Genomic DNA, 12,692 nt, shown 5'->3' on the forward strand with positions numbered 1-12,692 from the left:
CACGGTGCCTTCCGGTGGCGTACGCTCGACGGCTGCCCAGTGCACGTCAGAAGGGGGCCTTAGGTGGCCGCGCAGGAAGCCGTGGACACGGTCAGAGACCGTGAGATCGGTGTCGAGCAGGAACATCTGGATCAGGTCTACCGCCGGCTGGAGGAGAAGATCCACGAAGCGGAGTTCCTGATGAGCGACGCCGCCCAGCGGGGGCAGGTCGGCACGCCCGGCGCCCTCGCCGAGCGCGACGCCCAGGTGTTCCGCGCCGGCATCCACCTCAACAGGCTCAACAACGAGTTCGAGGACTTCCTCTTCGGCCGGATCGACCTGCTGTACGGCAAGGACGGCAAGAAGGGCCCCGACGGTGCCTACACCTCCGTGGAGCCCGCCGAGGACGCCGTACGCCCGGACAACACGGCCGACATCGGCGAGACCCTCCACATCGGGCGGATCGGCGTCCTCGACTCCGACTACGCCCCCTTGGTGATCGACTGGCGTGCGCCCGCCGCCGCGCCCTTCTACCGGTCGACCCCGGTCGACCCCGGCCGGGTCGTGCGCCGCCGCGTCATCCGCTCCAAGGGCCGCAGGGTCCTCGGCGTCGAGGACGACCTGATGCGCCCCGAGCTGCGGGCCACCCTCGACGGGCGCGAGCTGCCCGTGATCGGTGACGGCGCCCTGATGGCCGCCCTCGGCCAGGCCCGCAGCCACACCATGCGGGACATCGTCTCCTCCATCCAGGCGGAGCAGGACCTCGTCATCCGCGCGCCCGCCGCCTCCGTCACGTACGTGGAGGGCGGCCCCGGCACCGGCAAGACCGCCGTAGCCCTGCACCGGGCGGCCTACCTGCTCTACCAGGACCGGCGGCGGTACGCGGGCGGCATCCTCATCGTCTCGCCGACCCCGCTCCTCGTCTCGTACACCGAGGGCGTCCTGCCCTCCCTCGGCGAGGAGGGCCAGGTCGCGATCCGCGCCGTCGGCAGCCTCGTCGACGGCTGCGAGGCCACCGCCTACGACGAGCCGGCCGTCGCCCGCATCAAGGGCTCCTCCCGCATGCTCCACGTCCTGCGGAAGGCGGCCAGGGGCGCCCTGGAGACCCCGGCGCCCCGCCGGCCGGGCGGGGACCAGCTGGAGTTCGGCGAGGAGCCCGCCGAGCCCACGGGCACGCCCACCCGGCTCCGGGTCGTCGCCTTCGGCCGCCGGATCGAGCTGGAGGCCGACGACCTCCGGCGCATCCGCCACAACGTCCTCGGCGGCACCGCCCCCGTCAACCTGCTGCGCCCGCGCGCCCGCCGGCTGCTCCTCGACGCGCTCTACGCCAAGTCCGGCGCCGTCGGCCGGCACAGCGACCCCGAGCTCGCGGCCGAGTTGCGCTCCTCCTTCGACGAGGACGTCTCCACCGAGGACTCCTTCCTCGGCTTCCTCGACGCCTGGTGGCCCGAGCTCACCCCGCGCAAGGTGCTCGACGCGATGGCCGACGAGCGGCGGCTCGGCCGCTGGGCCCGCCGGATCCTCAACCCGGGCGAGGTGCGGCGGCTCGCCCGCTCGCTGCGCCGCCGGGAGCTCTCCGTCCACGACGTGGCGCTCCTCGACGAGCTGCACACCCTGCTCGGCGCGCCGGCCCGGCCCCGCAAGAAGCGCGAGTACGACCCGCTGGACCAGCTCTCGGGCCTGGAAGAGCTCATGCCCGTACGGGAGGAGACGCAGCGGGAGCGGGCCGAGCGGCTCGCCGCCGAGCGCACCGAGTACGCGCACGTCATCGTCGACGAGGCGCAGGACCTCACGCCCATGCAGTGGCGGATGGTCGGGCGGCGCGGCCGGCACGCGACCTGGACGGTCGTCGGCGACCCGGCGCAGTCCTCCTGGTCGGACCCGGACGAGGCCGCCGAGGCGCGGGACGAGGCTCTCGGCAGCCGGCCGCGGCGCCGCTTCGAGCTGACCGTGAACTACCGGAACCCGGCGGAGATCGCCGAGCTCGCCGCCAAGGTCCTCGCCCTCGCCATGCCGGGCAAGGAGTCGCCGCGCGCGGTTCGCTCGACGGGTGTCGAGCCCCGGTTCGTCCCGGTTCGGGAGGCGGCGGGGAAGGACGGATGGTCGGATTTGGCCGAAACCGTACGGTCCGAGGCCGCCCTGCTCCTGGAGCGGGTCGAGGGCACGGTGGGCGTCGTCGTCGCCATGAACCGGCGCGCCGAGGCCGCCCGCTGGCTCGCCGAGCTGGGCGACCGGGTGGTGGCGCTCGGCTCCCTGGAGGCGAAGGGTCTGGAGTACGACGCGACGGTGGTCGTCTCGCCCGCGGAGATCGCGGACGAGTCGCCGGCCGGTCTGCGGGTGCTCTACGTGGCGCTGACGCGTGCGACGCAGCAGCTCACGGTGGTCGCGGGGGCGGGGGACATGCCGGACGAGGCGGGGGTGCCGGACCTGCTGCGGGACTGAGCTCCCACGCCGCCCCAGGGGTTGATTTCCGGTCAACCTGTGGCGCTGGAATCACTATCCAGGGTGGTTTGTTAGCCTTGTCGTGGCACCGGCTCGATCCAAGCCCCCGGGCCCAACCTTCGTCCCTTAGAGGGACCACTTGCCGCGAGGCGAGCATGGCGGGTCGGTGCCATTTAGACATACGTACAAAGAAGAGGCTCCAGTCACCTCCGGTGACTGGAGCCTCTTCTGTTCCCCCGAGACTTCTCGTATGGTGGAAACTACTTTCCGAAAACAAAATGACCGCATTACCTGCTACCGGCAGGTAGGTGCGACCATCGGAGGGCGCCGCCAGGCAACCAGCCGGGGCGGCGTAGCAACGAAGCTCAGGGAAAGCAGAGGAACTCGGCCATGGCAACGGCGCCCAGCGTCTCGTATTCGATGACGGTCCGGCTGGAGGTTCCCGCGAGCGGAACCGCGGTCTCCCAGCTCACCACGGCGGTGGAGTCCCACGGCGGATCCGTCACCGGCCTCGACGTGACCGCCTCCGGCCACGAGAAGCTGCGGATCGACGTCACCATCGCCGCCACCTCCACGGCGCACGCCGACGAGATCGTCGAGCAGCTGCGCACCATCGAGGGTGTCGTCCTCGGCAAGGTCTCCGACCGTACGTTCCTGATGCACCTCGGCGGCAAGATCGAGATGGCGTCCAAGCACCCCATCCGCAACCGTGACGACCTCTCCATGATCTACACCCCGGGCGTCGCCCGGGTGTGCATGGCGATCGCCGAGAACCCCGAGGACGCGCGCCGCCTCACCATCAAGCGCAACTCCGTCGCGGTCGTGACCGACGGCTCCGCCGTCCTCGGCCTCGGCAACATCGGGCCCATGGCCGCCCTGCCCGTCATGGAGGGCAAGGCCGCCCTCTTCAAGCGCTTCGCCGGCATCGACGCCTGGCCGATCTGCCTGGACACCCAGGACACCGACGAGATCGTCGCGATCGTCAAGGCGATCGCCCCCGGCTTCGCGGGCATCAACCTGGAGGACATCTCCGCGCCCCGCTGCTTCGAGATCGAGGCCCGGCTGCGCGAGGCCCTTGACATCCCCGTCTTCCACGACGACCAGCACGGCACGGCCATCGTCGTCCTCGCCGCCCTCACCAACGCGCTGCGCGTGGTGGGCAAGAGCGTCGGTGACGTACGGGTCGTCATGTCCGGTGCCGGCGCGGCCGGTACGGCCATCCTCAAGCTGCTCATCGCGGCGGGCGTCAAGCACGCCGTCGTCGCCGACATCCAGGGCGTCGTGCACGCGGACCGCGCGGACCTCGTGGACGCCCCGGCCGACTCGCCGCTGCGCTGGATCGCCGACAACACCAACCCCGAGGGCGTCACCGGCACCCTCAAGCAGGCCGTCGTGGGCGCGGACGTCTTCATCGGCGTCTCGGCCCCGAACCTGCTGGGCGCCGAGGACGTCGCCGCCATGGCGGAGGGCGCCATCGTGTTCGCGCTCGCGAACCCCGACCCGGAGGTCGACCCGGCCGCCGCGCGCCAGACGGCCGCCGTCGTCGCCACGGGCCGCTCGGACTTCCCGAACCAGATCAACAACGTGCTGGTCTTCCCGGGCGTCTTCCGCGGTCTGCTCGACGCCCATTCCCGTACCGTCAACACGGAGATGATGCTGGCGGCGGCCTCGGCCCTCGCCGACGTGGTCACCGAGGACGAGCTCAACCCGAACTACATCATCCCGTCGGTCTTCAACGACAAGGTCGCGGGCGCGGTCGCGGGAGCCGTGCGCAACGCGGCCAAGGCCGCGGGCGCGGGGGCGAACGGGCGCTGACGGCCCGTGCCGGGCGCGCGCCGACCGGACGTGTCGAGCGCGCGCTGACGGCGCGTCGCGATTCGCGCTGCCGCAAACCCGCCTTTAGGGTGGCTTTTCGGCTCCGCACGGAATTCGTGGAGTCGACGGAACGTCACCACTACGGGGCTCCGGCGCTTTTCGTGTGACCCCAGGGGGTGCCGGATTGGCGTTCCCGCCGCTGGTGGGGGCAGGATGCGTGTTTGGGCGCGAGGGTCTGTCATTAGACCCGGGTCCGGGGACTGTCCGAAGGCCCTGGCAGCATCGGCTTCGCTGTACCCAAACACGCGGCTTCCGCCGCGTGGCACGCCTCACAGGCAAGAAGAACACGGGAGTAACAACATGAACCGCAGTGAGCTGGTGGCCGCCCTGGCCGACCGCGCCGAGGTGACCCGCAAGGACGCCGACGCCGTGCTGGCCGCTCTCGCCGAGACCGTCGGTGAGGTCGTCGCCAAGGGCGACGAGAAGGTCACCATCCCCGGCTTCCTGACCTTCGAGCGCACCCACCGTGCCGCTCGCACCGCTCGTAACCCGCAGACCGGCGACCCGATCAACATCCCGGCCGGCTACAGCGTGAAGGTCTCCGCGGGCTCGAAGCTCAAGGAAGCCGCCAAGGGCAAGTAAGGCAGCCTGTAGGCACAGAAAGGGCGGCCACCCTGTCAGGGGGTGGCCGCCCTTTCGTTCGCGCCTCAGAAGGCGCTGTACGCGCGCGTGGGGGCCGCGGGGGCCGGCACGCGCGCGTACGGGGCCGCTAGACCAGCGCGCTGCCCGGAAGCTCGACCTTCGCGCCGAGCTCGACGAGCTTCTCCATGAAGTTCTCGTAGCCGCGGTTGATCAGTTCGATGCCGTGGACCCGGGACGTGCCCTGGGCCGCGAGGGCCGCGATCAGGTACGAGAAGCCGCCGCGCAGGTCGGGGATGACCAGGTCGGCGCCCTGGAGCTTCGTCGGGCCGCTCACGACCGCCGAGTGCAGGAAGTTGCGCTGGCCGAAGCGGCAGTCGGAGCCGCCCAGGCACTCGGGGTAGAGCTGGATGTGCGCGCCCATCTGGTTCAGCGCGGAGGTGAAGCCGAGGCGGGACTCGTACACCGTCTCGTGGACGATGGAGAGGCCCGAGGCCTGCGTCAGGGCCACGACCAGCGGCTGCTGCCAGTCCGTCTGGAAGCCGGGGTGCACGTCCGTCTCCAGGGCGATCGCGTTGAGCGAGCCGCCCGGGTGCCAGAAGCGGATGCCCTCGTCGTCGATCTCGAAGGCGCCACCCACCTTCCGGTACGTGTTGAGGAAGGTCATCATCGAACGCTGCTGGGCGCCGCGCACGTAGATGTTGCCCTCGGTCGCCAGCGCCGCCGACGCCCAGGAGGCCGCCTCCAGGCGGTCCGGGAGCGCCCGGTGGGTGTAGCCGTCGAGGCGGTCGACACCGGTGATCCGGATGGTCCGGTCGGTGTCCATGGAGATGATCGCGCCCATCTTCTGCAGTACGCAGATGAGGTCCTCGATCTCGGGCTCCACGGCCGCGTTCGACAGCTCGGTGACGCCCTCGGCGAGCACCGCCGTCAACAGCACCTGCTCGGTCGAGCCGACCGAGGGGTACGGGAGGCGGATCTTGCAACCGCGAAGACGCTGGGGGGCCTCCAGGTACTGCCCGTCCGCCCGCTTCTCGATCGTGGCGCCGAACTGGCGCAGGACGTCGAAGTGGAAGTCGATCGGCCGGCCGCCGATGTCACAGCCGCCGAGGCCCGGGATGAAGGCGTGGCCCAGGCGGTGCAGCAGCGGGCCGCAGAACAGGATCGGGATGCGGGACGAGCCGGCGTGCGCGTCGATGTCGGCGACGTTCGCGGACTCCACGTGCGTCGGGTCGAGGACGAGCTCGCCGGGCTCCTCGCCCGGACGGACCGTCACCCCGTGCAGCTGGAGCAGTCCGCGGACCACGCGGACGTCGCGGATGTCGGGAACGTTGCGCAGTCGGCTGGGACCGCTGCCGAGCAGGGCGGCGACCATCGCCTTGGGCACGAGGTTCTTCGCGCCGCGGACGCGGATCTCGCCCTCCAGCGGGGTTCCGCCGTGGACAAGCAGGACATCGTCTGTGCCGGTCATGAATCTCGCGTTCCGGTGGGGTCGGTCGGGTGGCCAGAGAAAAGGGTAAGGGGCCATGAGACCCCGATCGGGTGTGTCGGGGGGTCTGGCAGATGTAATGAATTCGGCACAACACCCTCTGTTCTCGTGATCTTGCGGAGCGTCACCGTCCGCTTGTGCCGGTTCGTCCGCGCGGGAAGACCTCCCGCGCCCTTCTGAACTGCGAAGGCCGTCGACTTCCCGCCACCGCACCCGTATCGCGCCCGGCGGTGCCCGCGAACGCCGAAGATGCGGGATCATGTGTCGCATGACCGAGGTGTCCTCGCTCACAGGACGGCTGCTCGTGGCCACCCCCGCGCTGGCGGACCCGAATTTCGACCGCGCGGTCGTCCTGCTGCTCGATCACGACGACGAGGGCTCGCTCGGCGTGGTCCTCAACCGGCCGACGCCGGTGACCGTCGGCGACATCCTCGCGCCCTGGGCCGGGCTCGCCGGCGAGCCCGGCGTCGTCTTCCAGGGCGGCCCCGTCTCGCTCGACGCGGCGCTCGGCGTCGCCGTGATCCCCGGCGACGAGGGCCCCCTCGGCTGGCGGCGGGTGTTCGGGGCGATCGGCCTCGTCGACCTGGAGGCCCCGCCCGAGCTGCTCGGACCGGCCCTCGGCTCCCTGCGGATCTTCGCCGGGTACGCCGGCTGGGGCCCCGGCCAGCTGGAGTCCGAGCTGGGCGACGGAGCCTGGTACGTGGTCGAGTCGGAGCCCGGTGACGTCTCCGCGCCGCACCCCGAGACCCTCTGGCGGCAGGTCCTGCGCCGCCAGCGCGGCGAGCTCGCCATGATCGCGACGTACCCCGACGACCCGTCCCTCAACTGACCCCCACGGCTTTCAGTACCCTTGGCGGTTATGAGCACTCTCGAGCCCGAGCGCGGGGCAGGTACGGGAACCCTCGTGGAGCCGACTCCGCAGGTGTCCCACGGTGACGGCGACCACGAGCGCTACGCCCACTACGTCCAGAAGGACAAGATCATGGCGAGCGCCCTCGACGGGACTCCCGTCGTGGCGCTGTGCGGAAAGGTCTGGGTACCGGGGCGCGACCCCAAGAAGTACCCGGTCTGTCCCATGTGCAAGGAGATCTACGAGTCCATGGGCGCCGGCGGTGGCGACAAGGACAAGGGCGGCAAGGACAAGTAAGCGGGGATCCTTCAGGTCCTGACGTCGGGGACGGCCCCCGTCGTGCGTGCTTCGGCACGCGCGACGGGGGCCGTTTCGCGTTTCCCGGCCCCTCGCCGTTGCACAGGGTGCTTTCTCCGGTCACGGAGTGGTTGAGGTGGTCGAGACCTCTTGTCGGCTCACCGGAACCCCGCCTAACCTCACGCGTGTTGTGCAGAACGAAACGCCCATTGCGCATGTTGCAACGCACGCATCCGGAGGGGATCCGCCCATGAAGCTTCCTGCCCGCCTCGCCGCCCCGGCCGCCGTCCTCCTGCTCACCGGCCTCACCGCCACCGCCTGCGCGCCCCAACCGCAGACGTCGCACGGCAAGGCGACGACGGACGAGAAGAGCGGCACCCTGCGCGTCTGGCTCTTCCAGGAGGTGGGCAACACGCCCAAGGAGCAGGTCGTCGACCAGGCCGTCGCCGCCTTCGAGAAGCGCAACCAGGGCGCGAAGGTCGAGATCGAGTACATCCCCGTCGAGACCCGCGCCCAGCGCGTCAAGGCCGCCTTCAACGACCCCAAGTCCGCGCCCGACCTCATCGAGTACGGCAACACCGACACCGCCGGATACGTCAAGGACGGCGGACTCGCCGACATCAGCACCGAGTTCGCCGCCTGGGACGAGGCCAGGGACACCGACCCGACGGCGAAGCAGTCCGTCACCGTCGGCGGCAAGGTCTACGGCGCCCCGCTCTTCGTCGGCCTCCGCGCCCTCTACTACCGCACCGACGTCTTCAAGGAACTCGGCCTCACCGCCCCCAAGAGCCAGGCCGAACTCGTCACCACCGCGAAGAGGATCCGCAAGGCGAAGCCCGACCTGTACGGCATCGCCGTCGGCGGCGCCTACACCTACGGCGCCATGCCCTTCGTCTGGGCGGCGGGCGGCGAACTCGCCACCGAGAACAACGGCTCCTACACGGCGGCGATCAACAGCGAGGCCGCCCTCAAGGGCATCACCACCTACACCTCGCTCTTCGGCGACGACAACTGCCCGGCCGCCAAGTGCGCCCAGATGGGCGGCAACGCGACCGTCACCGCCTTCGCCTCCGGCAAGGCCGCCATGGCCATCGGCGGCGACTTCAGCCACGCGGCCGTCGAGGCCGGCACGGTCAAGGGGAAGTACGCGGTCGTCCCGCTGCCCGGCACGGCCCCCGGCTCGATCGCCCCGGCCTTCGCCGGCGGCAACAACATCGGCGTCCTCAAGAGCACCTCCCACCGGACCCTCGCCGTCGACCTCCTGAAGTCCCTCACCGGCAAGGACACCCAGGGCAAGCTCTTCGACGCGATGGGCTTCCTCCCCACCTACACCGACGTACGGGCCGCCGCCGCACAGCGCCAGCCCTTCGTGAAGCCCTTCATCGACACCCTCGACGCCGGCACCAGGTTCGTCCCCGCGTCCCCCGGCTGGGGCCAGGTCGACTCCTCCCTCGTCCTGCCGACGATGTTCCAGGAGGTCGTGAGCGGCCGTAAGGACGTCAAGGCGGCGGCCGACGACGCCGCGAAGAAGATGGACGCGGCCTTCGCGCCGGCGAGCTGAGACGCATGACGACCCAGCTCGACCTCACCGGGAAGCGGACCGGTACGACCGCGCGCCCGGCCCCCACGGGCCGCGCGCGGACCCCCCGCACCGCCCGGCGCACCAGCCCCTGGACCCCCTGGCTGTACCTCCTGCCCGCCCTCGCCGTCATCGGCGGACTCCTCGTCTACCCCGTCTACCAGCTGGGCCTCATCTCCTTCCTGGAGTACACCCAGGCCCAGGTCAGCGGCGGCGAACCCACGTCCTTCAAGGGGTTCGGCAACTACACGACCCTCTTCACCGACCCCCAGTTCTGGCACGTCCTCCTCGCCACCGTCCTCTTCGCCGCCGCCTGCGTCGTCACCACGCTCGCCGTCGGCTGCGCCCTCGCGGTCCTCCTGACCCGGGTCCGGGCCCTGCCCCGGCTCGCCCTGATGGTGGCCGCGCTCGGCGCCTGGGCCACGCCCGCCGTCACCGGCTCCACCGTCTGGGTCTTCCTCTTCGACCCCGACTTCGGGCCGGTGAACCGGCTCCTCGGCCTGGGCGACTTCTCCTGGACGTACGGGCGGTACAGCGCCTTCGCCCTCGTACTCCTCGAAGTCGTCTGGTGTTCCTTCCCGTTCGTGATGGTCACCGTCTACGCCGGCATCAAGGCCATCCCGTCCGAGGTCCTGGAGGCCGCCGCCCTCGACGGCGCCTCGCAGTGGCGGATCTGGCGCTCGGTCATGGCGCCGATGCTCCGGCCGATCCTCGTCGTCGTCACCATCCAGTCGATCATCTGGGACTTCAAGCTCTTCACCCAGATCTACGTGATGACCAACGGCGGCGGCATCGCCGGCCAGAACCTCGTCCTCAACGTGTACGCGTACCAGAAGGCCTTCGCCTCGTCCCAGTACAGCCTGGGCTCGGCGATCGGCGTCGTCATGCTGCTGATCCTGCTGGCCGTGACCCTGGTCTACCTGCGGCTCCTGCGACGCCAGGGAGAAGAACTTTGACCGCGCTCCGTATACGCCGGCCCGGGCGGCTCGCCGCCGAGGCCGTCACCCTGCTTGTCGCCGCCGCCGTCGCCTTCCCCCTGTACTGGATGGTCCTCTCGGCCCTCAAGCCGGCGGGCGAGATCCAGTCGACCGACCCCCGGCCGTGGACCCTCTCCCCGTCCCTCGACTCCTTCCGGCGCGTCTTCGACCAGCAAGACTTCGGCCGCTACTTCCTCAACTCGCTCATGGTGGCGGGCACGGTCGTCCTCGCGTCCGCGCTCATCGCCTTCCTGGCGGCGACGGCGGTCACCCGGTTCCGCTTCCGGTTCCGGACGACGCTCCTCGTCATGTTCCTGGTCGCCCAGATGGTGCCGGTCGAGGCGCTCACCATCCCGCTGTTCTTCCTCATGCGGGACTTCGGGCAGCTCAACACCCTCGGCTCGCTGATCCTGCCGCACCTCGCCTTCTCGCTCCCCTTCGCGATCTGGATGCTCCGGGGCTTCGTCAAGGCGGTCCCGGAGGCCCTGGAGGAACAGGCCCAGATCGACGGGGCGAGCCGCACCCGCTTCCTGTGGCAGATCCTCTTCCCGCTGGTCTTCCCCGGCCTGGTGGCGACGAGCGTCTTCTCGTTCATCTCGACCTGGAACGACTTCCTCTTCGCGAAGTCCTTCCTCATCAGCGACACCTCGCAGTCGACCCTGCCGATGGCGCTGCTCGTCTTCTTCAAGCCGGACGAGAACGACTGGGGAGGAATCATGGCCGGGTCGACCGTGATGACGATCCCGGTGCTCGTCTTCTTCGTACTCGTACAGCGCCGCCTGGTCTCGGGACTCGGCGGAGCGGTGAAGGACTGACGTGATGACAGCTACGGATCTGATCCCCGCACCCCTGTCGGTCGAGTGCCGGGGGAGCGCCCCCGGGTACGTCTCGCTCGACGAGCGGACGACGCTCGACGCCGGCGCGGGCACCGGGAGCACCGCGCGCTGGCTGCGCGCCGCCCTGGGCGCCGCCACCGGGCTGCCGTTCACCGACGGCGCCGGACCGCACGCCGTCCGGTTGCGGATCAGCGAGGAGGTGGCGCGGGAGCACGGCCCCGAGGGCTACCGCCTCTCCACCGACGGCTCGGTCGCCGACGCGGCCGTCGTCATCGAGGGCGGCGGCCCCGCCGGGGTGTTCTGGGGAGCCCAGACCCTCCGGCAGCTCCTCGGCCCGGACGCGTACCGCAAGGCGCCCGTGACGGCGGGGGAGTGGAGGCTGCCCCGGGTCACCGTCCGGGACGCGCCCCGCTTCGGCTGGCGCGGGCTCCTCCTCGACGTCTCCCGGCACTTCCTTCCCAAGGACGACGTCCTGCGCCAACTCGACCTGCTCGCCGCCCACAAGCTCAACGTCTTCCACTTCCACCTCACCGACGACCAGGGCTGGCGCATCGAGATCAAGCGCCACCCCAAGCTGACCGAGGTCGGCGCGTGGCGGTCCCGCACCAAGTGGGGACACCGGGCCTCGCCCCTCTGGACCGAGGCCCCGCACGGCGGTTTCTACACCCAGGACGACATCCGCGAGATCGTCGCCCACGCCGCCGAACGGCACATCACCGTCGTCCCCGAGATCGACCTCCCGGGGCACGCGCAGGCCGCGATCGCCGCGTACCCCGAACTCGGTAACACCGACGTCGTCGACACCGCCGCCCTCACCGTCTGGGACACCTGGGGCGTCAACCCGAACGTCCTCGCCCCGACCGAGGCCGTCCTGCGCTTCTACGAGGGCGTCTTCGAGGAGGTCCTCGGCCTCTTCCCGGGCACCTTCGTCCACGTCGGCGGCGACGAGTGCCCCAAGGACCAGTGGAAGGCCTCCCCGGCCGCCCAGGCCCGCATCAAGGAGCTCGGGCTCGCCGACGAGGACGGGCTCCAGTCCTGGTTCATCCGCCACTTCGACCGCTGGCTCGCCGCGCGCGGACGCCGCCTGATCGGCTGGGACGAGATCCTGGAGGGCGGCCTCGCGGAGGGCGCGGCCGTGTCGTCCTGGCGCGGCTACGCGGGCGGGATCACCGCCGCCGAGGCCGGTCACGACGTCGTCATGTGCCCCGAGCAGCAGGTGTACCTGGACCACCGTCAGGCGCCGGGCGAGGACGAGCCGATGCCCATCGGGTACGTCCGCACCCTGGAGGACGTCTACCGCTTCGAGCCGGTCCCGCCGGGGCTCTCGCCGGAGGCCGCCGCCCACATCCTGGGAACCCAGGCCAACGTCTGGACCGAGGTCATGGAGAACCGGGCCCGCGTCGACTACCAGGTCTTCCCGCGTCTCGCCGCCTTCGCCGAGGTCGCCTGGTCCGCGCTGCCCGCCCCCGACGACCGCGACTACGCGGGCTTCGAGCGCCGGATGGACACCCACTACCGGCGCCTCGACGCCCTCGGCGTCGACTACCGCCCGCCCGCCGGACCGCACCCCTGGCAGCGGCGCCCAGGGGTGGTCGGCCGGCCCTTGGAAGGGGCGCCCCGATCGTGTGAGGCACCTCGCGTCCCCGGTTCACCCAAGAGCGGCGAAACGGAAGTTACCGTCGCTCCTGGGGCGTCCCGGACGGAACAGTCCTTCGCGGACCCTCGCGCCGGACGGCTCGGAAGATGTGCCAGAGTTGCCACGTCCGGCCTGTGAGCACGTACGGTACGC

10 protein-coding genes are annotated in these 12,692 nt (G+C 70.9%); 9 read left to right on the forward strand and 1 reads right to left on the reverse strand.

The window, feature by feature from the left end:
• Window positions 1-63: 63 nt before the first annotated feature.
• From ACFWWU_RS31620 to ACFWWU_RS31630, 3 genes are all read left to right on the forward strand, one after another.
• Complete coding sequence (locus tag ACFWWU_RS31620; protein WP_384150657.1) at window positions 64-2,421, forward strand: HelD family protein; 2,358 nt, start codon at window positions 64-66, stop codon at window positions 2,419-2,421.
• 390 nt (window positions 2,422-2,811) lie between these two features.
• Window positions 2,812-4,236 (forward strand): NAD-dependent malic enzyme, encoded by a 1,425-nt coding sequence (locus tag ACFWWU_RS31625; protein WP_384150660.1) that lies wholly within the window; start codon window positions 2,812-2,814, stop codon window positions 4,234-4,236.
• A gap of 360 nt (window positions 4,237-4,596) precedes the next feature.
• Complete coding sequence (locus ACFWWU_RS31630) at window positions 4,597-4,878, forward strand: HU family DNA-binding protein (RefSeq protein WP_017237029.1); 282 nt, start codon at window positions 4,597-4,599, stop codon at window positions 4,876-4,878.
• Window positions 4,879-5,005: 127 nt separating this feature from the next.
• Here ACFWWU_RS31630 and murA read toward each other — a convergent pair whose 3' ends face one another.
• Window positions 5,006-6,346 carry a UDP-N-acetylglucosamine 1-carboxyvinyltransferase gene (murA, locus tag ACFWWU_RS31635; protein ID WP_150269760.1) on the reverse strand — a complete coding sequence of 447 codons (1,341 nt, stop codon included), beginning with the start codon at window positions 6,344-6,346 and terminating at the stop codon, window positions 5,006-5,008.
• 286 nt (window positions 6,347-6,632) lie between these two features.
• On the opposite strand from murA, the gene ACFWWU_RS31640 reads away from it, so the two are divergent.
• The 6 genes from ACFWWU_RS31640 (at window position 6,633) to ACFWWU_RS31665 (ending at window position 12,677) form a co-directional block, all read left to right on the forward strand.
• Window positions 6,633-7,193 (forward strand): YqgE/AlgH family protein, encoded by a 561-nt coding sequence (locus tag ACFWWU_RS31640; RefSeq protein ID WP_329623175.1) that lies wholly within the window; start codon window positions 6,633-6,635, stop codon window positions 7,191-7,193.
• Between the two features lie 30 nt (window positions 7,194-7,223).
• Entirely contained in the window at window positions 7,224-7,511 is a 288-nt protein-coding gene (locus ACFWWU_RS31645) for a DUF3039 domain-containing protein (protein ID WP_024761666.1), read from the forward strand.
• A 250-nt stretch (window positions 7,512-7,761) separates the two neighbouring features.
• A complete protein-coding gene (locus ACFWWU_RS31650; protein WP_384150665.1) occupies window positions 7,762-9,072 on the forward strand; it encodes an extracellular solute-binding protein in 1,311 nt (436 codons plus the stop codon).
• Between the two features lie 5 nt (window positions 9,073-9,077).
• Window positions 9,078-10,046 carry a carbohydrate ABC transporter permease gene (locus ACFWWU_RS31655; RefSeq protein ID WP_384150667.1) on the forward strand — a complete coding sequence of 323 codons (969 nt, stop codon included), beginning with the start codon at window positions 9,078-9,080 and terminating at the stop codon, window positions 10,044-10,046.
• A complete protein-coding gene (locus ACFWWU_RS31660) occupies window positions 10,043-10,882 on the forward strand; it encodes a carbohydrate ABC transporter permease (RefSeq protein WP_384150670.1) in 840 nt (279 codons plus the stop codon). The genes ACFWWU_RS31655 and ACFWWU_RS31660 overlap by 4 nt, the downstream gene beginning before the upstream one ends.
• 4 nt (window positions 10,883-10,886) lie before the next feature.
• Window positions 10,887-12,677, forward strand: coding sequence for a beta-N-acetylhexosaminidase (locus ACFWWU_RS31665; RefSeq protein ID WP_384150673.1), 1,791 nt, complete (start codon window positions 10,887-10,889; stop codon window positions 12,675-12,677).
• Window positions 12,678-12,692: the final 15 nt, after the last annotated feature.

The sequence above is a fragment of the Streptomyces sp. NPDC058650 genome, from assembly GCF_042717315.1.
In the GTDB taxonomy this organism is placed as follows: Bacteria; Actinomycetota; Actinomycetes; order Streptomycetales; family Streptomycetaceae; genus Streptomyces.

Bases quoted from the DNA above. Each gene is read 5' to 3' on its own strand.
- ACFWWU_RS31640 (WP_329623175.1), top strand. From the start codon at position 6,633: ATGACCGAGGTGTCCTCGCTCACAGGACGGCTGCTCGTGGCCACCCCC.
- ACFWWU_RS31645 (WP_024761666.1), top strand. From the start codon at position 7,224: ATGAGCACTCTCGAGCCCGAGCGCGGGGCAGGTACGGGAACCCTCGTG.
- ACFWWU_RS31655 (WP_384150667.1), top strand. From the start codon at position 9,078: ATGACGACCCAGCTCGACCTCACCGGGAAGCGGACCGGTACGACCGCG.
- ACFWWU_RS31630 (WP_017237029.1), top strand. From the start codon at position 4,597: ATGAACCGCAGTGAGCTGGTGGCCGCCCTGGCCGACCGCGCCGAGGTG.
- ACFWWU_RS31625 (WP_384150660.1), top strand. From the start codon at position 2,812: ATGGCAACGGCGCCCAGCGTCTCGTATTCGATGACGGTCCGGCTGGAG.
- ACFWWU_RS31650 (WP_384150665.1), top strand. From the start codon at position 7,762: ATGAAGCTTCCTGCCCGCCTCGCCGCCCCGGCCGCCGTCCTCCTGCTC.
- murA (WP_150269760.1), bottom strand. From the start codon at position 6,346: ATGACCGGCACAGACGATGTCCTGCTTGTCCACGGCGGAACCCCGCTG.
- ACFWWU_RS31665 (WP_384150673.1), top strand. From the start codon at position 10,887: ATGACAGCTACGGATCTGATCCCCGCACCCCTGTCGGTCGAGTGCCGG.